Here is a 23,148-nt window from a genome sequence, read left to right as displayed (position 1 = left end):
AATACAATGGTCATGCATTTGTAAAGAAATACATTGACTAGAAAAGTGTGGTGTCCATATTGAAAGATGTATCGATTTCATCTTTGGAAAATATGAAATTAAAAGAGCTGTATGAGTTAGCAAAACGATACAAAATCTCTTATTACAGCAAACTAACAAAAAAAGAATTAATTTTTGCCATCTTAAAGGCGAACGCTGAGCAAGAGGATCTCTTATTTATGGAAGGGGTTCTTGAAATTATTCAGTCTGAGGGATTTGGTTTCTTAAGACCGATTAACTACTCCCCAAGTTCTGAAGACATTTATATTTCAGCTTCACAAATCAGACGCTTTGATTTACGAAATGGAGATAAAGTGTCTGGAAAGGTACGACCTCCAAAAGAGAATGAACGCTACTATGGCCTCCTTCATGTAGAAGCGGTAAATGGGGACGACCCAGAATCAGCAAAGGAACGTGTTCACTTTCCTGCACTCACACCGCTATTTCCTGACCGTCAGATGATTCTTGAAACACAGCCTAATCACCTGTCTACTAGAATTATGGACATGATGGCGCCAGTTGGATTTGGACAGCGTGGTTTAATCGTTGCACCGCCTAAGGCTGGGAAAACCATTTTGCTTAAAGAAATTGCCAACAGCATTTCTGAAAATCACCCAGAGGCAGAGCTGATTGTCCTTTTGATTGACGAACGCCCAGAAGAAGTAACAGATATCGAACGTTCTGTTGCAGGGGATGTTGTTAGTTCAACCTTTGACGAAGTACCGGAAAACCACATTAAAGTAGCAGAGCTTGTCTTAGAGCGTGCGATGCGTCTTGTTGAACATAAAAAGGATGTCATCATCTTAATGGACAGCATCACAAGGCTTGCTCGTGCATACAACCTTGTGATTCCGCCAAGCGGCCGAACGCTTTCAGGCGGTATTGATCCTGCGGCTTTCCATCGCCCAAAACGCTTCTTTGGTGCTGCGCGTAACATTGAAGAAGGCGGAAGCTTGACGATTTTAGCCACTGCACTTGTTGATACAGGATCACGTATGGATGACGTAATTTATGAAGAGTTTAAAGGAACTGGGAACATGGAGCTTCATTTGGACCGTTCTTTGGCCGAAAGAAGAATTTTCCCTGCGATCGACATTCGCCGTTCTGGTACGAGAAAAGAAGAACTGCTTGTGCCAAAAGAGCATCTTGATCGTTTATGGGCGATGAGAAAATCGATGTCAGATACACCTGACTTCGCTGAGAAGTTCATGCGCAAAATGAGAAAAACAAAGACAAACCAAGAATTTTTCGATATTTTAACGCAAGAATGGAAACAAGCCAATATGTCTGCATCAAGAAGATAGCTTCTCTGAAAAAATACATTTGCAATCATAGACTCACACTGTTATAATTTTATCATGTGCGTTTCAGAATTTATTTCTGAGATATTAACTCTGTTTCCGAATTGGATTCAGGGCGGAAGGAGATGACAGTAGATGAAAACAGGAATTCATCCTAACTACAAAAAAGCTACAGTCAAATGCGCTTGTGGAAATGAGTTTGAAACTGGATCAGTAAAAGAAGAGGTACGCATCGAGATTTGCTCTGAGTGCCATCCTTTCTATACAGGCCGTCAAAAATTCGCTTCTGCTGATGGACGTGTTGACCGCTTTAACAAAAAATACGGTCTTAAGTAATAATAGATACAATAAACAGGCAGGAATCCGTTCTTGCCTGTTTTTTTACGTGGATTGATGGAACTTTAAAACGGGGGAGAAGACCTTATGTATGTGATGAAACAAAGCGGTTGGCTTGAAGTCATCTGCGGCAGTATGTTTTCTGGAAAGTCGGAAGAATTGATTCGGAGAGCCAAAAGGGCCACCTTTGCCAAACAAGAAGTAAAAATATTCAAACCAGCGATTGATAACCGATATAGTACAAGCTCAGTTGTGTCACATAACGGTTCATCATTAGATGGGATTGCAGTAGCCTCACCAAAAGACATAATAACGCACATATCAGAAAGAACCGATGTCATTGGCATTGATGAGGTGCAATTTTTTGATGAGACAATCATTGACATTGTCACTCAATTGGCTGACCAAGGCTATCGAGTCATTGTTGCAGGCCTGGATCAAGACTTCAGAGGAGAGCCATTTGGTGTTGTTCCGCATTTAATGGCATGTGCAGAGCTTGTAACAAAACTTCAAGCAGTTTGTTCGGTATGCGGCTCCCCAGCGAGTAGAACACAACGCTTGATCGACGGTAAACCCGCATCCTATGATGATCCTATTATTTTAGTAGGTGCGCAGGAATCATACGAAGCACGATGCAGACATCACCATGAAGTACCAAGACTTGATGTTGGTACAACACTTGACAAATAAAAAAATAGCAAATGCCGCTGTGTTTCGTTTTTCGAGATTTTGGCTGAACACCCATCATTTGTACTTAAATAAATTAAATAACACTACGATTAAATTATCTAATTTTCAACGCTTGCGTTTTGTCATAAGCAGGCATAAAATGACTAACTGTAGTGTAAAGCATTTAAACGAAAAGTTCGATTTCTTGTCATAATTTTTTTGATTAAGGATTTTTCTCCTTAATCGTTCTTTGGATTAATAGTTCACTTTATTTATATTTTAGAAAGAGGGTAGTTTTTGATGAACAACGTGAAGAAAACAAAAGAAGGGTACCTCGAAACCACTTTGACAGGTAAAGATGTATTATCGATTCCAACGTTGAACAAAGGCGTTGCTTTCTCTGAAGAAGAAAGACAAGAGCTTGGACTAGAAGGCTTACTTCCTCCAACGGTTCTAACTTTAGAACAGCAAGCGGAAAGAGCGTACAAGCAGTTTCTAGCTCAGCCGGATCGTCTTCGTCAAAACGTATACTTAAGTGATTTGCAAAACCGTAACGAAGTATTGTTCTACAAGCTTCTAACAGAAAAGCTTCGTGAAATGCTTCCAGTTGTGTACACACCAACTGTTGGTGAAGCGATTCAAGAATACAGCCATGAATACAGAAGACCTCATGGTGTCTATCTTTCAATCGACGACATTGACGGAATCGAGAAAGCATTTGAAAACTTGCACGCAACTGCTGGAGATATTGACCTCATCGTTGCAACTGACTCTGAGAGTATTCTTGGAATTGGTGACTGGGGTGTTGGTGGTATCAACATCGCAATCGGTAAATTAGCTGTTTACACGGCTGCAGCAGGTATTGATCCTAGCCGCGTGATTCCAGTTGTATTAGATGTTGGAACAAACAATGAAAAATTATTGAATGATCCATTATACATTGGGAACCATCATAAACGTGTACAAGGTGAAAAATACGAAGAATTCATTGATGCTTATGTGAAAGCAGCACTTAAATTCTTCCCGAAAGCATTGCTTCACTGGGAAGACCTTGGAAACAAAAATGCGCGTAACATCATGAAAAAATACAACGATAACATCTTAACGTTCAACGATGATATTCAAGGTACTGGTGCCATTACTTTAGCGGGTGTTCTTGCAGCTGTCAAGAAAACTGGTACTCAATTGAAAGATCACCGTGTTGTCATCTTCGGAGCTGGATCAGCTGGTATTGGAATCGCAGACCAAATGCGTGACACAATGGTTCTTGAAGGTCTAACAGAAGAAGAAGCAAACAATGCATTCTGGACATTAGACTACAGAGGATTGCTCACAGATCAATTTGAAGATGAAGTGCTTGATTTCCAAAAACCATACCTGCGTACTTCTGATGAAGTAGAAGGTTGGGCACGCGATGAAAAAGGGCAAATCTCATTTGCTGAAACTGTTCGCAGGGTGAAGCCGACCATCCTTATCGGTACATCAGGTCAAGGCGGCGCATTCACTGAAGAAATCATTAAAGAAATGGCAGCTCATACAGAACGTCCAGTGATCATGCCAATGTCTAACCCAACACCGCTTGCTGAAGCTGTGCCAGAGGATCTATTCAAATGGACTGACGGCCGTGCGCTTGTTGCAACAGGAAGCCCGTTCGAAAACGTTGAGTATAACGGAATTGAACATGAAATCGGACAATCAAACAATGCGTTCGTTTTCCCTGGACTTGGTCTTGGTTCAATCGTAACAGAATCAAAAATCATCACAAAAGGCATGTTCGTTGCTTCTGCGAATGCAATTGCTGAAATGGTTGATCATGAGAAACCAGGTGCTGGTCTTCTTCCAAGTATTGATAAATTGCAAGAAGTGTCAATTCATGTAGCTGTTGAAGTAGCGAAAGCAGCAATTGAAGATGGTGTCGCAAGAAAAACGCCTGACAACATCGAACAAGCTGTGAAAGACGCAATGTGGATTCCTGAATATAAAAAAATTGTAAGAGCATAATAAAATGTGTAACGCGGCATTGCTTCGGGTAATCTAAGCAATGCCGCAATAAATAAGAAACATGTAAAGGATTTAAGGAGGAAGAGTAAGATGGACTTTTTAAATATTTTGATCCTCCTAGCACCGATTTTTTTCGTTATCGCGCTGGGTTGGTTCGCAGGGAACTTCGGCAGCTATGACGCTAAATCTGCAAAAGGTGTAAGTACACTTGTTACAAAGTATGCTTTACCAGCGCACTTTATCGCCAGTATTCTGTCAACACCAAAAGATAAATTCTATAGTCAAATTCCATTTTTCGTTGCATTGATTTTCGGAATCGTTGGTTTTTATATCATTATCCTTTTAGTTACGAAATTTGCTTTTAAATATGATTTAACAGATTCTTCTGTTTTCTCGTTAAACTCAGCACAACCGACCTTTGCATTTATGGGGATTCCGGTCTTGGGCAGTTTATTTGGGGCTCAAGAGGTTGCAATTCCGATTGCGATTACCGGAATAGTTGTAAATGCATTGCTTGATCCAATTGCTATTATTGTGTCAACTGTCGGTGAAAAAACAAAAGGAAAAGCCAAAGAAGGCGAAAGCTTCCTAAAAATGACGACAAAAGCAATTTTGCACGGTTTATCAGAGCCGCTTGCACTTGCACCGTTAGCCAGTATCATTCTTGTACTTTTAGGATTTAAACTTCCTGCAATCGGACATGAAATGTTAGAGGAAATTGGCAGCGTCACATCAGGGGTTGCGTTATTCGCAGTCGGTGTCACTGTTGGTATCCGCAAAATTAAATTAAGCTTGCCAGCCTTCAGTATTGCATTGCTAAAAGTAGCTGTACAACCATTACTTATGTATTTTATTGCTGTTCTTATGGGTCTTTCGGCTGATGAAATTACAAAAGCTGTATTACTTGTAGCCTTCCCAGGTTCAGCTGTTGCAGCAATGATCGCAACACGATTTGAAAAACAAGAGGCGGAAACTGCATCCGCATTTGTGATCAGTGCCATCATGTCACTCATCACATTACCGATCATTATTGCACTTACCGTATAATATAGTAGAAAGGCTGCCAAACGAGGCAGCCTTTCTTAGCGAAATGAATGAAACAGAGGGAAGAGTACACGCTTTTTTTTGATGTTGGGGTGTGCGATTTCCTTTTTTTCTTCTACTTGTGACGGTTGTTTCAAGGCTGCGGCGAGGCGGTCAAATTTTGTGGATAATTCTTCAATTTCTCTGCGGTGCTGAAGCAGCTGATACGATACACCTTCATCTGCCTTTTTAGCCAATTTCCGTTCAAGCTCTTGCAGGCGGTCTTCTACATCAGTGACGTGTAATTGCTGCTGAATGAGCGCTTTTACTTGTTTTTCTAATGTTTCAATCCGCTGTATAGAGATATCAGCTTCGGCGGCAGGTGCTGATTGACGAACGGTTTCCTTATGGATTGGCAGTTGAATATCTTGGAGAATCACACCTTCACTCATTTGGTGTTTGACCTCTTTGAGCAGCTGTACAATATCTTCATGAAATTCATAATGTCCAAGTTCATTCCGGGCGACAGGGATGTTGAGCTGTTTGACCCAACGCTGAATCGTCTTTGAAGAAACACCAATTTCCTTTGCAACCTCATTTGTATTCAAACCAAATGCCCTCCCTTTTTTCAATTACAAGTACCATTCTCTTTTAAGAGTTCCTGTTCCTTCACGTTAGACAAAACAAGTAACCAATCGCCAAAGATCGTGTTTTCTAGCGAAAAATTGCAGAAAATCAATTGTTTTGGAAATTTTTTTGACTGTCATACCCCGCTATACTATAATTAGACTGTTACGCACAAAACAGAGGTGAAGACCATGTTAGACCGTTTAAAATCAATTGAAGAACGCTATGAAAAGCTAAATGAATATTTAAGTGACCCTGAAGTGGTGAACGACCCTAAGAAGCTTCGTGAATATTCGAAAGAACAATCCGATATTCAAGAAACTGTTGAGGTATATAGACAATATCGTGCGGCATACGATCAGCTGAATGATGCAAAAGCAATGCTCGAAGAGAAGCTGGATGCCGAGATGCGCGACATGGTCAAAGAAGAAATTTCAGAGCTCACAGAAGAAACGGAACGTTTAGAAGACGAGCTGAAAATCTTGCTGATCCCGAAAGATCCGAATGACGATAAGAACGTTATTGTGGAGGTTCGTGGTGCAGCGGGTGGAGAAGAAGCTGCTCTTTTTGCAGGAAACCTTTACCGTATGTACAGCCGTTATGCTGAAATGCAAGGCTGGAAAACGGAAGTGATGGAAGCGAGTGTCACTGGCACAGGCGGTTATAAAGAAATCATCTTTATGATCAGCGGGAAAGGCGCATACTCCAAACTAAAGTTTGAAAATGGTGCACACCGCGTGCAGCGTGTTCCAGAAACAGAATCAGGCGGACGGATCCATACATCTACTGCGACAGTCGCTGTATTACCTGAGGCTGAGGAAGTTGAAATTGATATCCATGAAAAAGATATCCGTGTGGATACATTTGCATCAAGCGGACCTGGCGGACAAAGTGTCAATACGACCATGTCTGCTGTTCGATTAACTCACCTTCCAACAGGTGTTGTTGTGTCCTGTCAGGATGAGAAATCACAAATTAAAAACAAAGAAAAAGCCATGAAAGTACTGCGTGCGAGAATTTATGATAAATTCCAGCGTGAAGCACAGGCTGAATATGATCAAACACGTAAATCTGCGGTTGGAACAGGGGATCGTTCAGAGCGTATCCGTACGTACAACTTCCCGCAAAACCGTGTAACAGACCACCGCATCGGATTGACGATTCAAAAGCTTGATCAAATTTTAGAAGGAAAACTTGACGAGGTCATTGATGCACTAATTATGGAAGACCAAGCAAGAAAGCTTCAAGATGCAAAATAAAGAGCGAACAATCTTCGAAGCCCTTAAATGGGCTTCTTCTTTGTTAACGAAAGCTGGCAGAGACCAAAATGCAGCAGAGCTTCTTTTGATGCATGTGCTCGGCTGGAGCAGAAGTGAGCTTCTTGCACGATTTCATGATGCGCTGCCTGAGGAGCAAGATCAACTGTTCAGCAAATTTGTGACACAGCATAAGTCGGGTGTTCCTGTTCAGCATTTAACGGGTATTGAATTCTTTTACGGACGTCCTTTCGAGGTGAACAAGCATGTTCTTATTCCTCGTCCTGAAACGGAAGAAGTTGTTCTGGCGGCGCTCAATTTGGTAGGTGACGTTTTCCCGCCCGATCAGCCGCTCAAAGCAGTTGACGTTGGCACAGGAAGCGGAGCCATTGCGATTACGCTGGCTCTTGAAAAAAAATCACTATCTGTCACAGCAACTGATATCTCACAAGAAGCGCTTGCGGTAGCAAAACGCAATCAACAAGCGCTCGGTGCAGACGTTCATTTTTTACATGGAGATTTGCTTGAACCGGTTATAGCTCAAGGCATTAAAGTAGATGTATTTATTTCCAATCCACCTTATATTGCGGCGGAAGAAATGGACAGTCTGTCTGAGGTTGTGACGAAGCATGAGCCGGTGAATGCGCTGACGGACGGACGCGATGGCTTGTGGTTTTATCAGCGTCTCGTTCATGATCTTCCCAGCGTGCTGAGTGATCAAGCAGTTGTTGTCTTTGAAATTGGACATACGCAAGGTCAAGATGTCACAGCGCTACTTGAGCAGGCATTTCCTAAAGCGGATGTCTGTATCGTCAAAGATATTAACGGAAAAGATCGAGCTGTTTGCGCACACATTCAAAACGGAAAGTCCGGCTGAAGAAAGCCGGACTATTTTATTATGTAAAGATGAAACTTATGGTAAAAGAGAAACGTATATATAGAAGAATGAACATTCTGATCATGATTTTTTACATAAATTTGTTTTGAAGGAGCGAATGGTGTGAACAAAAGGTATGCGATGGTGTTGGTCATCGTCAGTGTACTATTGATTGTGAGTGCTTGTGGTAAACCGAGCTTTAAAAAAGAGGCAGCAGCATTTGGAGAAAGCTATAAAAAAGCACAATACACAGTGAATCGAACGGATGACCTATCTGACATGAAAGAGAAGCTGAAGGTTTATTTAACCGAACATGAATATCAAGAATATACACAAGACAGCATGTTCCCGAGCATATTAGAAGCGGCGAAGGATCAAGATTGTCAAATTAAGCTGAAGAAAATTATGTTTACGCCTTCAGATGAAAGCGATGACAGAATTGAATTTAACTATGAAATGGTGATCCAATTTATCGATCAAAAAGGAAAAGTCAAAAAAGAAATCGAGAAAAAAGGAGCCATGACTGTCATCAAAACAGAATCTGGTTTAAAAATCAGTCGAGATTGGGATGGGAGACTATATCCTTCTGACTACCAATCCTCACTCAAAAGTCGTTCTTAATGAGAACGGCTTTTTTGTTTTGACTCATAATCTATTAAAAAATTCATATTGACTGTTTATGAAATGAGTTTCCTGGACACAATGTTTGTAGCGAAGAGAAAAAGTGGGGGGAACACACAATGTTGAAAAATAAAACGATGATTTGTCTTTATATGTTTCTATTATTATGCGGTGCTTTTGCAAACCTTGGCAAGGAGGAGACAGCCGCTGCTTCTGCAAATCAGCCTGTTGTCATACCAGATGAGGCGATTCGATTACGCATTTTAGCAAATAGTGATCGTTCAGCGGATCAGGATGTGAAAAGAAGTATTCGTGACGAGGTCAATGCGAATATGACGGAGTGGGTGAAAGACCTCACATCCATTGAAGAAGCAAGACGTGTCATTCGATCAAAGCTGCCAGAAATCAATCGTATTGCTAAAGCGAAATTGAAGGAACAGCACATTGATCAATCCGTATCGGTCAGTTTTCAAAAAGCTTCATTTCCAACAAAGCTCTATGGAAATTTCGTCTACCCTGCTGGGAAATATGAAGCCATTTTAATTACGCTTGGAGAAGGAGACGGTGCCAACTGGTGGTGTGTGTTATTTCCACCGCTCTGCTTTATCGATTTTTCAAACGGAGAAGCCATCGCCTCACCAGAAGGGGATGATGATAAACAAGTGACAGCGAAGCAAACGAAAGAGTCTGTTAATGAAGTGGTGAAAGAAGAGGAAGAAGAGACAGGTGAAGTAAAGTTCTTTTTGTTCGAATGGGTCTCTAGTCTTTTCTCTTAAAAAAGGTATAAATCGGTTTTTGCCTCATAGAGTTGAAGTAAGAGATCAAAAAGAGGTGAAAGCATGTATTATCAATTAAGAATAGCCACAGAAGAAGATGTCCCGGCGATCAATGCTTTTCTTGAAAAGGGACAAGCAAAAGGCGGAGTAACACTTGCGGAGCGAACGGCATTTGTAGTGATGGAAGATGCGGATGGTCAGCTGGCAGGCTGCTTAGGTCTTGAACAGCTCAATGAACAAGAGGGATTGCTGCGGTCTCTTGTCATATCTGATAAGCTCGGTCAGGGACACATTGTCTCTTTGTTCCAAAGTGTTCAAACGCTCGGTGAAAAAATGGGTGTGGATACTTTTTATGTCGTCGCAAACCATTCCTCTTCCCATGATTTTTTGGCATTAATGGGCTTTACGCCTTTAAAGGAAATTCCAGAAAGCATATGGAGCTCTGCACATGCGAAAGAGACATTGGGGAAAGAACAGGCTGTGGTCCTGCAAAAAAAAGGCAGTTAATCACAAAATGATGGACTTATACACATACTTATCCACTATAAAACAAGCGTTATCCACAAATTGTGGACAACGCTTGTTTTATTGATCATCATCTTTTATACTTTCAAAAGGATAATTGAGATATATCAACAGTTTTATCTTTTTTAAAAGGAGTTTGTATGATGTTAAATACAAAAAGGTGGTCTGTGGATTTAGAAAAGGATTTATCCACATACTATCCACAAATTAAACAGGCGGCCGATCTGCTGCAGCAAAATGAAGTGGTTGCTTTCCCGACAGAGACCGTTTACGGACTCGGGGCAAATGCGAAAGAGACAGAAGCCGTTATGAAAATTTATGAAGCGAAAGGGCGTCCGAGTGATAATCCGTTGATTGTTCACATTGCGGAGGTTCAGCAGCTTCACGAATTTGCACAAATAGAAAGTGAAAAAGCGAAGGCGCTGATGGATGCCTTTTGGCCGGGCGCCTTAACCATTGTTCTTCCGTGTAAGCCGGGCACTTTATCAAAGCAGGTTACAGCAGATTTATCCACAGTAGGTGTGAGAATGCCTGATCATCCCATTGCGCTTGAGCTCATCCGAGCAGCTGGTCTGCCAATTGCTGCACCAAGTGCCAATCGTTCGGGGAAACCTTCACCAACACAAGCTGACCATGTAGCGAGTGATCTCCAAGGGAGAATCGCTGGGATTGTGGATGGCGGTTCAACTGGAATTGGCGTTGAGTCAACGGTTGTATCCTGTATCGGTGAGACCCCAGTGATTTTAAGACCAGGCGGAATTACAAAAGAAGCATTAGAAGAGGTCGTGGGGACGGTGAGTGTGGACCCAGGGCTGACAAAAAAGGACGAAGCGCCTGTATCGCCGGGAATGAAATACACACATTATGCACCTGAAGCTAAGATGTATATCTTTCATGGAAGTGATGAAGACATGCAGCGTCACATACAGAAATACAAAGCTGAAGGGCTAAAAGTCGGAGTGCTGACAACAGAAGAAAAGAAATCGCTGTTTGCGGCAGATGTTGTGTACAGCTGTGGATGGAGAGAAAAACCTGAAACGGTTGCCGCAAACCTTTATCGTGTACTGAGACAATTTGATGAAACAGATGTAGACTTGATCATTTCAGAAGCCTTTTCAGAAGAGGGAGTTGGTTCTGCCATTATGAACCGTCTGCAAAAAGCCGCAGGAGGGCGTACACTCCCTTCGTTCCAATAGTTCTAACCTTTCTTGGACAAACATAGGTTAAAGAAGAATGTGTGTCCAAGGGGGATTTACATGAACGAACTAGCTGGCGAATTGCTGACACTCAGCATCATGGCTTTTGCACTTGGGATGGATGCTTTTTCGGTTGGACTTGGTATGGGGATGATTCAGCTGAGGTTCCGCCAGATCATTTATATTGGACTTGTTATTGGGATATTTCATATGTTTATGCCGCTTTTTGGCATGCTGACAGGTCAGCTCTTATCTGGATGGCTCGGTCTTCTTGCCACCTATATTGGCGGGGCGCTGCTTTTGGTGCTGGGACTGCAAATGATTGTTGCTTCTATCCGCAAAGAGGATAAGCCCTTTATCGCACCAGTTGGGGCTGGTCTTGTTCTTTTTGCGACAAGTGTAAGCCTAGACAGCTTTTCCGTTGGTTTAAGCCTCGGGATTTACGGTTCCCAGGTGTGGATGACTATATTATTGTTTGGTTTTTTTAGTATGCTCCTCACATGGCTCGGATTATTACTCGGTAAACAGGTTCGGTCATGGGTGGGTTCATATAGCGGCGCGCTTGGCGGAATCATTTTACTAGCCTTTGGTATCAAATTATTATTTCCGCTCTAGCCAGTCTCCTTACATAACATGTAGAATGAAATGCTATATAATAGAAGAAAAGGAGGGCGAAAGATGAAAATCTTATTTGTTTGTACGGGAAATACATGCAGAAGTCCAATGGCTCAAGCCCTTTTTGCTTCCATTGCAGATGAAAAAGGTTTAGAGGTCACTGTAAAATCAGCGGGCATTTTTGCCTCCGATGAAGGGAAGGCTTCTCCTCAAGCGATCGAAGCATTATTTGAGAAAAGCATTCCACTGAATCACTCATCATCAAAATTGACAGAGGATCTTCTGCGCGAAGCTCATTACGTCTTCACGATGACGATGCAGCATAAACAGTTGATTGCAGAGCAATATGCGCATGCAAAAGGTAAGGTCTTCACTTTAAAGGAATTTGCGACAGGAACAGAAGGCGATGTATCCGATCCGTTTGGAGGAAGTCTTTCTGTTTATCAGGAAACTCGAGATGAACTAGAAGCCTTGCTGTATCAGCTCGCTGAGAAGCTGAAAAAAGATCATCATAATAGATAACTTGTAAAACCGTTGCCTCAACGGTTTTTCTGCTATTGTTTGCAAATCACTAGGCAGAGGTTAAAATATAACTGTAAATAAAGAATGAATGTAAGACATAACAGATCAACTCACCCTTAGGAGGAATTGCCCGATGAAAGTAGCCATTGCATCCGATCACGGCGGAACGAATATTCGTGAAGAAATCAAACAATTGATGGATGAATTGAAGATTGAATACATTGATATGGGTTGTGAATGCGGATCAGGTTCTGTAGACTACCCAGATTATGCTTTCCCTGTAGCCAATATGGTGGCAAACGGAGAAGTCGACCGCGGCATTTTAATTTGTGGGACAGGCATCGGCATGAGCATCTCAGCAAATAAAGTAAAAGGAATCCGTTGTGCATTGGCTCATGATACATTTAGTGCGAAAGCAACGAGAGAACATAATGATACGAACGTTCTTGCAATGGGAGAGCGAGTGATTGGACCAGGGTTAGCACGTGAGATTGCGCACATTTGGCTGACGACAGAGTTTACAGCAGGACGCCATGCTGTGCGGATTGGCAAAATTGCTGATTACGAAGAAAAGCACCTATAAGGAGCGCTTAACATGAACATTGGTCAAGATTGGCTTGAAATGTTAAAAGAGTTTCATCAAACAGTTGAATTGCGTGCCGGGCAAATCTTAGTCATTGGCTGCAGTACGTCAGAAGTGGCTGGTGAGCATATTGGTACTGCAGGAAGTGAGCAAATTGCTGCCTCTATCTATCAAGAATTGGATCAGTTAAGACGAGAGACCGGCATCGAGCTCGCCTTTCAATGCTGTGAACATCTAAATCGTGCCCTTGTTGTTGAAGAAGAAGTGGCTTTCCGTTTTAACCTGGAGATCGTAGCTGCAGTACCTGTCCGTAAAGCGGGTGGTTCGATGGCGGCTCATGCGTATCAGCAAATGGAACATCCTGTATTGGTCGAATGCATTGAGGCACATGCTGGAATTGATATCGGCGATACGTTAATTGGGATGCACTTAAAGAGAGTCGCAGTACCTGTCCGCCTCAGTCGTCATCGATTAGGACATGCACATGTGACTTTTGCGAAAACGCGTCCGAAGCTGATTGGCGGAGAACGAGCCGTTTATACAAGATCATAGCTTCGAAATATTTCTAATATAATGTTGAATGATGAAGACGCTTTACCACTTGAATATTCGGGTTTTCATAAAAAAGAAGTCGATTTTCCAAAAAAAACTTTTACATTTTACTCAAAAACCGTGTACAATGAGATGGTGAAAACATCGAATGGAAATAGATTGGAGAGGATTTCGCTGATGAAACATTTACCTGAGCAAGACGCACAAGTATTCAAAGCAATTCAACTAGAGCGGAAACGCCAGCAGGACAAAATCGAATTAATTGCATCAGAAAACTTCGTAAGCGAAGCAGTCATGGAAGCACAGGGCTCTGTATTAACAAACAAATACGCTGAGGGCTATCCTGGTAAACGCTACTATGGCGGCTGTGAACATGTAGACGTTGTGGAAGATATCGCACGTGACCGCGCAAAAGAAATTTTTGGCGCTGAGTATGTGAACGTACAGCCTCACTCAGGTGCTCAAGCGAACATGGCCGTATACTTTACAATTCTTGAGCATGGCGATACAGTACTTGGCATGAACTTATCACATGGCGGGCATTTAACACATGGAAGCCCTGTAAACTTTAGTGGTGTACAGTACAACTTTGTAGAATATGGTGTAGATAAAGAAACTCAGCATATCGACTATCAAGATGTACTTGAAAAAGCACGTGAACATAAGCCGAAACTCATCGTTGCGGGTGCAAGTGCATACCCACGCCAAATTGATTTCAAAAAGTTCCGTGAGATTGCTGATGAAGTCGGTGCTTACTTTATGGTCGACATGGCTCACATTGCTGGTCTTGTTGCAGCAGGTCTTCATCCAAATCCAGTTCCTTACGCAGATTTTGTGACAACAACAACTCACAAAACATTACGCGGACCTCGCGGCGGAATGATCCTATGCCGTGAAGAGTTTGGTAAAAAGATCGACAAATCGATCTTCCCTGGTATTCAAGGTGGACCACTAATGCATGTCATCTCTGCAAAAGCTGTTTCTTTCGGTGAAGTATTGAACGGAGATTTCAAAACATATGCACAAAACGTCATTAAAAATGCAAAACAACTAGCTGAAACACTTTTATCTGAAGATATTCAGCTTGTATCTGGCGGAACAGATAACCATCTTGTTCTCATCGACTTGCGTTCTCTTGGCATCACAGGGAAAATTGCAGAAAACGTTCTTGATGAAATCGGTATTACAGTGAACAAAAATGCAATTCCTTATGATCCAGAGAAACCATTTGTCACAAGCGGTGTACGTGTAGGTACAGCAGCAGTAACAAGCCGCGGGTTTGATCAAGAAGCGATGAAAGAAGTCGGTTCCATTATTGCACTTGCGCTAAAACATCATGAAGATGAAGCGAAATTAGAAGAGGCGAAAAAGCGTGTGTCTGATCTTACGGCCCGTTTCCCTCTATATAACGAATTAGATTATTAAAAAACAGACCCATTTGCCTATTTTTGGCATGTGGGTTTTTTTTGTAGGATTTGCGAATCATATTGAAAGATGATGTCTTTTTATGTAGAATTGTAGGAAGTGTGCAAAGTTCACCGGAAGATGACAGAAAAGGAGTTGTAGCAAGCAATGGCAAAGGTTTATGTATTTGATCACCCGCTTATTCAGCACAAACTTACATATATTCGTGACGTTCATACAGGAACTAAAGAATTTAGAGAGCTAGTGGATGAAGTCGCAACATTAATGGCATTTGAAATCACAAGAGACTTACCGCTTGAAGAGGTAGATGTAGAAACACCTGTACAAGTAGCGAAATCAAACGTGATCTCAGGGAAGAAACTCGGGGTTGTGCCAATTTTAAGAGCAGGTCTTGGAATGGTAGACGGGATTTTGAAACTCATTCCAGCTGCTAAAGTGGGACATGTCGGTTTATACCGCGATCCGAAAACATTAAAGCCTGTTGAATATTATGTGAAGCTTCCATCAGATGTGGAAGAACGTGAATTTATCGTAGTAGACCCAATGCTTGCAACTGGCGGTTCAGCAGTCGAAGCGTTAAACAGCTTGAAAAAACGCGGTGCGAAAAACATTCGCTTTATGTGTCTGATTGCTGCCCCTGAAGGTGTAGAAGAAATGCAAAAGCATCATCCAGATGTTGATATCTACATTGCAGCATTAGATGAGAAACTAAACGAAAAAGGTTACATCATCCCAGGTCTTGGTGATGCTGGTGACCGTATGTACGGAACGAAATAAGAAAGTCTTAATAAAAGCCCACATGCAAACGTGCATGTGGGCTTTTTGAAATATATGACAAACGGTTGATACCGTTCTTAGAAAAATCAATGTATACTGAACATTGGCTGTTTTTTTCAATGAATGTCACATCTCTCCTAAAGTTTGATGAAATTGTGAACATTTTGTGTGCTCTATCACTATAGAAAAGTTTTTTAACTTTCAACCGATTGACACATCATAGACGCTATTGTATGCTAAACGAGGGTATTATGGTAAGGTTTTCATAGCCTATAGCACTCTACTAATCCTCATTGTGAACCCTTTAATAATCAGGGTTTGTATCAACGAATGAAGCAGCATCCCATAGATCTAAAGATTTCAAGTCTGATTGTGCAATTAGACCGATGGGTGATTGATTTTTTTCGAATAGGACGGCTTATCATCAGCGTCTTCTACGCAGTTTTCATCACCATTTATCACCTTTTTTACAATACTTTTCATCGGGAGTCAGATGAATGAACGATCCAAACGCGATTTTCCGCAGACAGAGTAAATACATGTTCTATCTATTGGCAATTTTTGTGTTTGGCTATGCCATGCCTGGTTTTAAACCACTGTTTCTTGGTTTCATTATCGGCACAATTTTTGCTTTCTTTAATTTATTCCTACTTATACGGAGAATGCACGCTTTTGATCGAGCGGTTAAAAAAGGAAAATCCATTCGTTCAATGGGAAGTACAGCCAGGTGGGCCAACGCGATTCTCGCAGTAGCGATTGCTTGGCGTTACCCTAATGAAGTTCATCTGGCAGGTGTTGTTATAGGATTAATGACAATATATCCTGTCATTATGATAGATTCCTTCATTCAACTTAAACGTTCTACTATGGAAGAGAGGTGAATACTCTTTGGGTCACAGTTCAAAAACTACAGAATTTTTAGGGTTAACGTTCAACTTATCCAATGTTCTCATGATTACGATTGCTAGTATCATCGTTCTTCTCATAGCGGTGCTGACTACTCGTGTTCTGTCTATTCGTCCGACTAAGGCGCAGAACTTCATGGAATGGATCGTTGATTTTGTTCGAAATATCATAGGTAGTTCGATGGACATGAAAACAGGAGCCCCATTTCTAGCGCTTGGCGTTACATTACTCATGTACATATTTGTTTCAAACATGCTTGGACTGCCGTTCTCGATTACGGTCGATCACAACTTGTGGTGGAAATCACCAACTGCTGATCCTGCAATCACAATGACACTAGCAATTATGGTCATGGGACTTACACACTTCTACGGTGTCAAGGCAAAAGGAGTCAAGGAATATACAAAAGACTACTTTAGACCAATTCCACTTTTAGTACCATTGAAACTTATTGAAGAATTTGCAAACACGCTAACACTTGGTTTGCGTCTTTACGGAAATATTTTCGCTGGAGAGATTCTTCTTGGGTTACTTGCAGGACTTGCGACCAATTTCTACACGCAAAATATTGCGCTTGGTATCGTTGGTACATTAGGTGCCATCGTGCCGATGATTGTATGGCAGGCATTCAGTTTGTTTGTCGGAACAATCCAGGCATTTATCTTCACCATGCTGACAATGGTGTACATTTCCCATAAAGTCAGCGACGAACACTAAAAAATTGAGAGTCCAAAAAGGACGTTATTTTAAAGGAGGAGCTTTTTAATGAATTTAATAGCAGCAGCAATTGCAATCGGTTTAGGAGCACTAGGAGCAGGTATTGGTAACGGTCTAATCGTATCTAAAACAGTTGAAGGAATCGCTCGTCAGCCAGAAGCTGGTAGAGAACTAAGAACACTTATGTTCATCGGGGTCGCTTTAGTTGAGGCACTTCCAATTATCGCTGTCGTTATCGCATTCTTGGCATTCTTTGGTTAATATGTGAGAAGCGTTCTAATATGAATTTTAATGGCGAAGATCAGATTAGTTCGAAACTTCGCCATTCCTTTATGTTTTGTTTCTTAACATATTATTTAAAGAAGGGAGTTGCCGTACTAAATGTCTCAGTTACCAGTGGTTTTAGGAGCAGGGGGCTTAAGTTTCAACGCCGGTGATATGTTATTCCAGCTTATCGCTATGCTCATCTTGCTTGCACTTTTAAAGAAATTTGCGCTTAAACCTTTATTAGGTATTATGAAGCAGCGTGAAGATTATATAGGAAATGAAATTTCAAGTGCTGAACAAAAGCACGTTCAAGCTGAAAAGCTTCTTGAAGAACAACGTGTCTTATTGAAAGAAGCACGCGAAGAATCACATACACTCATCGAAAATGCGAAAAAGATTGGTGAGAAACAAAAAGAAGAGATCATTCAAGCAGCACGTCAAGAATCAGAGCGCTTGAAAGAGTCTGCTAGAACTGAAATCGTGAAAGAAAAAGAACAAGCTGTGGCTGCACTGCGTGAGCAGGTTGCATCACTATCTGTGCTGATTGCATCTAAAGTGATTGAAAAAGAACTTGATGAGCAGGCACAAGAGAAATTGATTCAAGAGTACCTTAAAGAGGCAGGCGAAAGCCGATGAGCGTAACTATTGTCTCTAAGCGTTACGCTTCTGCTCTTTTTGACATCGTTCTTGCTTCTTCGGCAGTAGACGAAACTGAAAAAGAGCTGAATGAGATCAAAAAAGTTCTAAAGGCTGATCAAGAACTCAATGACTTCCTTGTTCATCCAAAGATTACAGCAGACAAAAAGAAACAGTTGATTGCTGAAGCTTTCAAAGGTGTTTCTACTTATGTATTGCACACAATGTATTTACTGATTGACCGCGGACGCACGAATATTTTCTCTGAAATGACGTCTGAGTTTGTGAAACTTGCAAACCGTACGAAACAAATAGACGATGCGGTCGTGTATTCAGTGAAACCGCTGAGCGGTGCTGAAATTCAATCTTTATCTGAAGTATTTGCCAAAAAAGCCGGAGTCACATCACTGCGTGTTGAAAATGTGATTGACAAGGATCTAATAGGCGGAGTGAAAATCCGTATCGGAAACCGCATTTATGACGGCAGTGTCAGCGGAAAGCTTTCCCGCATTGAACGTCAGCTTGCAGGCGAAAATCGTTAGAAGGGGTGAAACCTTAGTGAGTATCAAAGCTGAAGAGATTAGCGCGCTGATAAAGCAGCAAATCCAAAACTATCAATCAGAAATTGAAGTAAAAGATGTCGGTACAGTCATTCAAGTAGGGGACGGTATCGCGCGTGTACATGGCCTTGACAACATTATGGCAGGAGAGCTGGTTGAGTTCTCTAACGGTGTAATGGGTATGGCTCAAAACCTTGAGGAGTCTAACGTAGGTATCGTTATTTTAGGACCTTACAAAGATATCCGCGAAGGTGACGACGTAAAACGTACAGGTCGTATCATGGAGGTTCCAGTAGGTGAAGAGTTAATCGGACGTATTGTGAACCCGCTTGGTCAGCCTGTTGATGGACTAGGTCCAATCTTAACAAGCAAAACACGTCCAATCGAAAGTGAAGCACCTGGCGTTATGGATCGTAAATCTGTACATGAGCCGCTTCAAACAGGAATTAAAGCAATTGATGCCTTGATTCCAATCGGCCGCGGACAGCGTGAATTGATCATTGGTGACCGTCAAACAGGTAAAACATCTGTTGCAATCGATACAATTCTAAACCAAAAAGATCAAGACATGATCTGTATTTATGTAGCTATCGGACAAAAAGAATCTACGGTTCGTGGTGTTGTTGAAACACTTCGTAAGCATGGTGCGCTTGACTACACAATCGTTGTCACAGCTTCTGCATCACAGCCGGCTCCACTTCTTTACCTTGCTCCTTATGCAGGTGTAACGATGGGTGAGGAATTCATGTATAACGGCAAGCACGTACTTGTTGTCTATGATGACCTTTCTAAACAAGCGGCAGCTTACCGTGAGCTTTCATTATTGCTTCGTCGTCCTCCAGGTCGTGAGGCATTCCCTGGTGATGTTTTCTATCTTCACTCTCGTTTATTAGAACGTGCAGCGAAGCTTAGTGACGAAAAGGGTGGCGGTTCTATCACAGCATTGCCTTTCGTAGAAACGCAGGCTGGCGATATCTCTGCATATATCCCAACAAACGTTATTTCCATCACAGATGGACAGATTTTCTTACAATCTGACCTCTTCTTCTCAGGCGTACGTCCAGCGGTAAACGCAGGATTGTCTGTATCCCGTGTAGGTGGTTCTGCACAAATCAAAGCGATGAAAAAGGTAGCAGGTACACTTCGTCTGGATCTTGCTTCTTATCGTGAGCTTGAAGCATTCGCTCAGTTTGGATCTGATCTAGACCAAGCCACTCAAGCGAAATTAAACCGTGGTGCAAGAACAGTTGAAGTCTTAAAACAAGACTTGAACAAACCGCTTAAAGTTGAAAAACAAGTAGCGATTCTTTACGCACTAACAAGAGGATACTTAGACGATGTAGCCATTGCTGATGTTAAACGTTTTGAAGCTGAGTTATTCTTGTACATTGAAGAAAACCATAAAGGCTTGTTTGACACAATCTCTCAAACAGGAAATATGCCTGCTGATGAAGAGTGGAAGACAGCAATCGAAGGCTTTAAACGTACGTTTGCACCAAGCAACTAATTAGTAATCTTTCTGAGAGAAAAAGATTCTCTTTTTCTCTCTTTTCACGTAAATGAACACGGATTCCTGAAAAAAGGTGGTGAAATCTTTGGCCTCATTACGCGATATAAAGTCAAGGATCACGTCAACGAAAAAATCGAGTCAGATCACAAAAGCGATGCAAATGGTATCAGCTGCGAAACTGAATCGTGCTGAAAACAATGCGAAGTCTTTTGTTCCTTACATGGAGAAAATCCAGGAAGTGGTTGCTGCAATCGCAACTGGAACAAGTGCTAAGCACCCAATGCTTCTTTCAAGACCTGTCAAAAAAACAGGGTATCTCGTTATTACATCTGATCGAGGGCTTGCAGGACCTTTTAACAGCTCGATTTTGCGTGCCGCTTACCAAACCATTCAAGCTCGTCATCAATCCGCTGATGAATATGCGGTGATTGTCATTGGTAAAATCGGACGCGACTTCTTCAAAAAGCGTGGCATTCCAGTTATTTCTGAAGTAACAGGGCTTGGAGACGAAGTAGCGTTTGCTGATATTAAAGAATTAGCAAGCAGTACAGTTCAAATGTTCTCTGATGAAGCGTTTGATGAACTTTACATGTTCTACAACCACTTTGTCAGTGCGATTTCACAAGAAGTAACAGAAAAGAAATTATTGCCGCTAACGGACCTTTCGGCCGCAGCGACACCAAATAAACGTTCCGCATCTTATGAGTTTGAGCCTTCTGAAGAAGAAATTCTTGAAGTTCTCCTTCCTCAATATGCAGAGAGTTTGATTTTCGGTGCGCTTCTTGACAGCAAAGCAAGTGAACATGCTGCAAGAATGACAGCAATGAAGAGTGCAACAGACAACGCAAAAGAATTGATCGACAGCCTGACACTCTCTTACAACCGTGCTCGTCAAGCAGCGATTACACAAGAGATTACAGAAATTGTCGGCGGAGCAGCTGCCTTAGAATAGAAATAATTGTCAGGAGGGAATGCAATGAAAACAGGACGCATCAGTCAGATCATGGGACCAGTCGTAGACGTTCGTTTTGAAGACGGTCACTTGCCTGAGATTTATAATGCGATCAAAGTTTCGCATAAAGCGGAAAGCGAAAGTGAAGTTGATATCGACTTAACTTTAGAAGTAGCACTACATTTAGGTGATGATACAGTGAGAACCATCGCGATGGCATCAACAGACGGTGTGAAGCGCGGTATGGAAGCTGTAGACCTTGGAAAACCAATTTCAGTACCAGTTGGTAACGTAACACTTGGACGTGTATTCAACGTACTGGGAGATAACATTGACTTAGATGAGCCACTTGGTGTGGAAGCTCAAAGAGATCCAATCCACAGACAAGCGCCTTCTTTTGATCAACTTTCTACAGAAGTTGAAATTCTTGAAACAGGTATCAAAGTTGTTGACCTGCTTGCTCCTTACATCAAAGGTGGAAAGATCGGTCTATTCGGTGGAGCTGGTGTAGGTAAAACCGTTCTGATTCAAGAATTGATCAACAACATCGCACAAGAACACGGCGGTATTTCTGTATTCGCTGGTGTTGGAGAGCGTACACGTGAAGGAAACGACCTTTACTACGAAATGAAAGATTCTGGCGTTATCGAAAAAACAGCCATGGTCTTCGGTCAAATGAACGAGCCGCCAGGTGCACGTATGCGTGTTGCCCTAACTGGTTTGACAATGGCAGAGCATTTCCGTGATGAACAAGGTCAAGACGTATTGTTCTTCATCGATAATATCTATCGCTTTACACAAGCAGGTTCTGAAGTATCAGCCCTTCTTGGACGTATGCCTTCAGCGGTAGGTTATCAGCCGACACTTGCAACAGAAATGGGTCAGCTGCAAGAACGTATCACGTCTACAAACGTAGGATCGGTTACATCGATTCAAGCGATCTATGTACCTGCGGATGACTATACAGATCCAGCTCCTGCAACGACGTTCGCTCACCTTGATGCAACGACAAACCTTGAGCGTAAGCTGACTGAAATGGGTATTTACCCAGCGGTTGATCCTCTTGCTTCAACATCTCGTGCACTTGCACCTGAGATCGTTGGCGAAGAGCATTATGCGATTGCGCGTGAAGTGCAGCAAACATTACAGCGTTATAAAGAGCTGCAAGATATTATTGCCATTTTAGGTATGGATGAATTATCTGAGGACGATAAGCTTGTGGTACACAGAGCGCGTCGTGTTCAATTCTTCCTATCTCAAAACTTCCACGTAGCAGAGCAGTTCACTGGCCAAAAGGGTTCTTATGTGCCATTGAAAGAAACTGTTAAAGGCTTCAAGGAAATCTTATCTGGTAAATACGATCACCTTCCAGAAGATGCATTCCGCTTAGTTGGACGCATTGAAGAAGTGGTTGAAAAAGCCAAAGAGATGGGTGTAGAGGCCTAATCTGGTCCTTAGGAGGGTAAAAGCATGAAGACCGTTCAAGTCAATATCGTTACTCCCGACGGCCCAGTGTATCAAGCGGATGTGGAAATGGTCAGTGTAAGAGCAGAAAGCGGTGAGCTTGGTATTTTAGCTGGCCACGTTCCAATGGTTGCTCCGCTAAAAATCGGTGCAGTTCGCTTAAAACATAGTGGATCAACTGAATTGGTTGCAGTAAGTGGCGGATTTGTTGAAGTCCGCCCTGAACAAGTAACAATTCTGGCTCAGGCCGCTGAAACATCAGACAAAGTTGATGTCGATCGTGCTAAATCAGCGAAACAGCGTGCTGAAGAGCATTTGAACCACCCGAATGAAAGTGATGTACGCCGGGCGGAACTCGCATTAAAACGGGCGTTAAACCGTTTAAATGTAGCAGGGAAATAAAACAGAAAAACCT

Annotated in this window: 27 protein-coding genes; 26 read left to right on the top strand and 1 reads right to left on the bottom strand. The window is 42.0% G+C overall.

Annotation, left to right across the window (positions count from 1 at the left end; genetic code table 11):
- Positions 1-59 precede the first annotated feature (59 nt).
- The 5 genes from rho to H7F25_RS15775 all read left to right on the top strand — a co-directional run bounded on the left by rho (position 60) and on the right by H7F25_RS15775 (position 5,393).
- Entirely contained in the window at positions 60-1,343 is a 1,284-nt protein-coding gene (gene rho / locus H7F25_RS15795) for a transcription termination factor Rho (RefSeq protein ID WP_008354975.1), read from the top strand.
- A gap of 132 nt (positions 1,344-1,475) precedes the next feature.
- Positions 1,476-1,676, top strand: coding sequence for a 50S ribosomal protein L31 (gene rpmE, locus H7F25_RS15790; RefSeq protein WP_003215407.1), 201 nt, complete (start codon positions 1,476-1,478; stop codon positions 1,674-1,676).
- A gap of 87 nt (positions 1,677-1,763) precedes the next feature.
- On the top strand, positions 1,764-2,366 hold the full coding sequence (locus H7F25_RS15785) for a thymidine kinase (RefSeq protein WP_024423745.1): 603 nt from the start codon (positions 1,764-1,766) through the stop codon (positions 2,364-2,366).
- Between the two features lie 279 nt (positions 2,367-2,645).
- Complete coding sequence (gene malS, locus H7F25_RS15780; protein WP_024423744.1) at positions 2,646-4,346, top strand: oxaloacetate-decarboxylating malate dehydrogenase; 1,701 nt, start codon at positions 2,646-2,648, stop codon at positions 4,344-4,346.
- 90 nt (positions 4,347-4,436) lie between these two features.
- A complete protein-coding gene (locus H7F25_RS15775) occupies positions 4,437-5,393 on the top strand; it encodes an AEC family transporter (protein ID WP_024423743.1) in 957 nt (318 codons plus the stop codon).
- A gap of 35 nt (positions 5,394-5,428) precedes the next feature.
- On the opposite strand, the gene racA is transcribed toward H7F25_RS15775, so the two are convergent.
- Positions 5,429-5,977 (bottom strand): chromosome-anchoring protein RacA, encoded by a 549-nt coding sequence (gene racA / locus H7F25_RS15770; RefSeq protein ID WP_171464756.1) that lies wholly within the window; start codon positions 5,975-5,977, stop codon positions 5,429-5,431.
- A gap of 210 nt (positions 5,978-6,187) precedes the next feature.
- Here racA and prfA point away from each other — a divergent pair, with 210 nt between their 5' ends.
- The 21 genes from prfA to H7F25_RS15665 all read left to right on the top strand — a co-directional run bounded on the left by prfA (position 6,188) and on the right by H7F25_RS15665 (position 23,135).
- Positions 6,188-7,255, top strand: a complete 1,068-nt coding sequence (gene prfA, locus H7F25_RS15765; protein WP_024423741.1) for a peptide chain release factor 1 — start codon at positions 6,188-6,190, stop codon at positions 7,253-7,255.
- Positions 7,245-8,129, top strand: coding sequence for a peptide chain release factor N(5)-glutamine methyltransferase (prmC, locus tag H7F25_RS15760; protein WP_185853907.1), 885 nt, complete (start codon positions 7,245-7,247; stop codon positions 8,127-8,129). Before prfA ends, prmC begins: the two co-directional genes overlap by 11 nt.
- 141 nt (positions 8,130-8,270) lie before the next feature.
- Positions 8,271-8,750, top strand: a complete 480-nt coding sequence (locus H7F25_RS15755) for a hypothetical protein (RefSeq protein ID WP_024423739.1) — start codon at positions 8,271-8,273, stop codon at positions 8,748-8,750.
- A gap of 122 nt (positions 8,751-8,872) precedes the next feature.
- Positions 8,873-9,526, top strand: coding sequence for a stage II sporulation protein R (gene spoIIR, locus H7F25_RS15750; RefSeq protein ID WP_225315514.1), 654 nt, complete (start codon positions 8,873-8,875; stop codon positions 9,524-9,526).
- 63 nt (positions 9,527-9,589) lie between these two features.
- On the top strand, positions 9,590-10,033 hold the full coding sequence (locus H7F25_RS15745) for a GNAT family N-acetyltransferase (RefSeq protein WP_044330897.1): 444 nt from the start codon (positions 9,590-9,592) through the stop codon (positions 10,031-10,033).
- A 161-nt stretch (positions 10,034-10,194) separates the two neighbouring features.
- Positions 10,195-11,247: an L-threonylcarbamoyladenylate synthase gene (locus tag H7F25_RS15740; protein ID WP_185853906.1), complete on the top strand. Its 1,053-nt coding sequence runs from the start codon at positions 10,195-10,197 to the stop codon at positions 11,245-11,247.
- Between the two features lie 60 nt (positions 11,248-11,307).
- Entirely contained in the window at positions 11,308-11,862 is a 555-nt protein-coding gene (locus H7F25_RS15735) for a manganese efflux pump MntP (RefSeq protein WP_024423735.1), read from the top strand.
- Between the two features lie 63 nt (positions 11,863-11,925).
- Positions 11,926-12,384: a low molecular weight protein arginine phosphatase gene (locus H7F25_RS15730; RefSeq protein WP_024423734.1), complete on the top strand. Its 459-nt coding sequence runs from the start codon at positions 11,926-11,928 to the stop codon at positions 12,382-12,384.
- A gap of 133 nt (positions 12,385-12,517) precedes the next feature.
- Complete coding sequence (gene rpiB, locus H7F25_RS15725) at positions 12,518-12,967, top strand: ribose 5-phosphate isomerase B (RefSeq protein WP_003214714.1); 450 nt, start codon at positions 12,518-12,520, stop codon at positions 12,965-12,967.
- Positions 12,968-12,979: 12 nt separating this feature from the next.
- Complete coding sequence (locus H7F25_RS15720; RefSeq protein WP_024423733.1) at positions 12,980-13,519, top strand: TIGR01440 family protein; 540 nt, start codon at positions 12,980-12,982, stop codon at positions 13,517-13,519.
- 177 nt (positions 13,520-13,696) lie between these two features.
- Positions 13,697-14,944 carry a serine hydroxymethyltransferase gene (glyA, locus tag H7F25_RS15715; RefSeq protein ID WP_185853905.1) on the top strand — a complete coding sequence of 416 codons (1,248 nt, stop codon included), beginning with the start codon at positions 13,697-13,699 and terminating at the stop codon, positions 14,942-14,944.
- Between the two features lie 147 nt (positions 14,945-15,091).
- Entirely contained in the window at positions 15,092-15,721 is a 630-nt protein-coding gene (gene upp / locus H7F25_RS15710) for a uracil phosphoribosyltransferase (protein ID WP_003214553.1), read from the top strand.
- 497 nt (positions 15,722-16,218) lie between these two features.
- Entirely contained in the window at positions 16,219-16,602 is a 384-nt protein-coding gene (locus H7F25_RS15705) for an ATP synthase subunit I (protein WP_024423731.1), read from the top strand.
- Positions 16,603-16,672: 70 nt separating this feature from the next.
- Positions 16,673-17,344 carry a F0F1 ATP synthase subunit A gene (gene atpB / locus H7F25_RS15700; protein WP_395960802.1) on the top strand — a complete coding sequence of 224 codons (672 nt, stop codon included), beginning with the start codon at positions 16,673-16,675 and terminating at the stop codon, positions 17,342-17,344.
- 48 nt (positions 17,345-17,392) lie between these two features.
- The gene (gene atpE / locus H7F25_RS15695; protein WP_003214968.1) at positions 17,393-17,605 is read left to right on the top strand and encodes a F0F1 ATP synthase subunit C; all 213 of its coding nucleotides are present in this window, start codon (positions 17,393-17,395) and stop codon (positions 17,603-17,605) included.
- A gap of 120 nt (positions 17,606-17,725) precedes the next feature.
- Complete coding sequence (atpF, locus tag H7F25_RS15690; protein ID WP_008354935.1) at positions 17,726-18,247, top strand: F0F1 ATP synthase subunit B; 522 nt, start codon at positions 17,726-17,728, stop codon at positions 18,245-18,247.
- The gene (locus H7F25_RS15685) at positions 18,244-18,789 is read left to right on the top strand and encodes a F0F1 ATP synthase subunit delta (protein ID WP_024426340.1); all 546 of its coding nucleotides are present in this window, start codon (positions 18,244-18,246) and stop codon (positions 18,787-18,789) included. Before atpF ends, H7F25_RS15685 begins: the two co-directional genes overlap by 4 nt.
- 16 nt (positions 18,790-18,805) lie before the next feature.
- Positions 18,806-20,314 carry a F0F1 ATP synthase subunit alpha gene (gene atpA / locus H7F25_RS15680; RefSeq protein ID WP_024423728.1) on the top strand — a complete coding sequence of 503 codons (1,509 nt, stop codon included), beginning with the start codon at positions 18,806-18,808 and terminating at the stop codon, positions 20,312-20,314.
- A gap of 88 nt (positions 20,315-20,402) precedes the next feature.
- A complete protein-coding gene (locus tag H7F25_RS15675) occupies positions 20,403-21,269 on the top strand; it encodes a F0F1 ATP synthase subunit gamma (RefSeq protein ID WP_034622534.1) in 867 nt (288 codons plus the stop codon).
- A gap of 24 nt (positions 21,270-21,293) precedes the next feature.
- Entirely contained in the window at positions 21,294-22,715 is a 1,422-nt protein-coding gene (atpD, locus tag H7F25_RS15670) for a F0F1 ATP synthase subunit beta (RefSeq protein ID WP_008354929.1), read from the top strand.
- Positions 22,716-22,739: 24 nt separating this feature from the next.
- Entirely contained in the window at positions 22,740-23,135 is a 396-nt protein-coding gene (locus H7F25_RS15665; protein WP_003214592.1) for a F0F1 ATP synthase subunit epsilon, read from the top strand.
- Positions 23,136-23,148 lie beyond the last annotated feature (13 nt).

It is taken from the genome of Bacillus sp. PAMC28571 (assembly GCF_014250435.1).
Lineage (GTDB): Bacteria > Bacillota > Bacilli > Bacillales > Bacillaceae > Bacillus > Bacillus safensis.
Note: the sequence above shows the minus strand (reverse complement) of the source record. Positions and strands in the feature narration are given on the sequence as shown.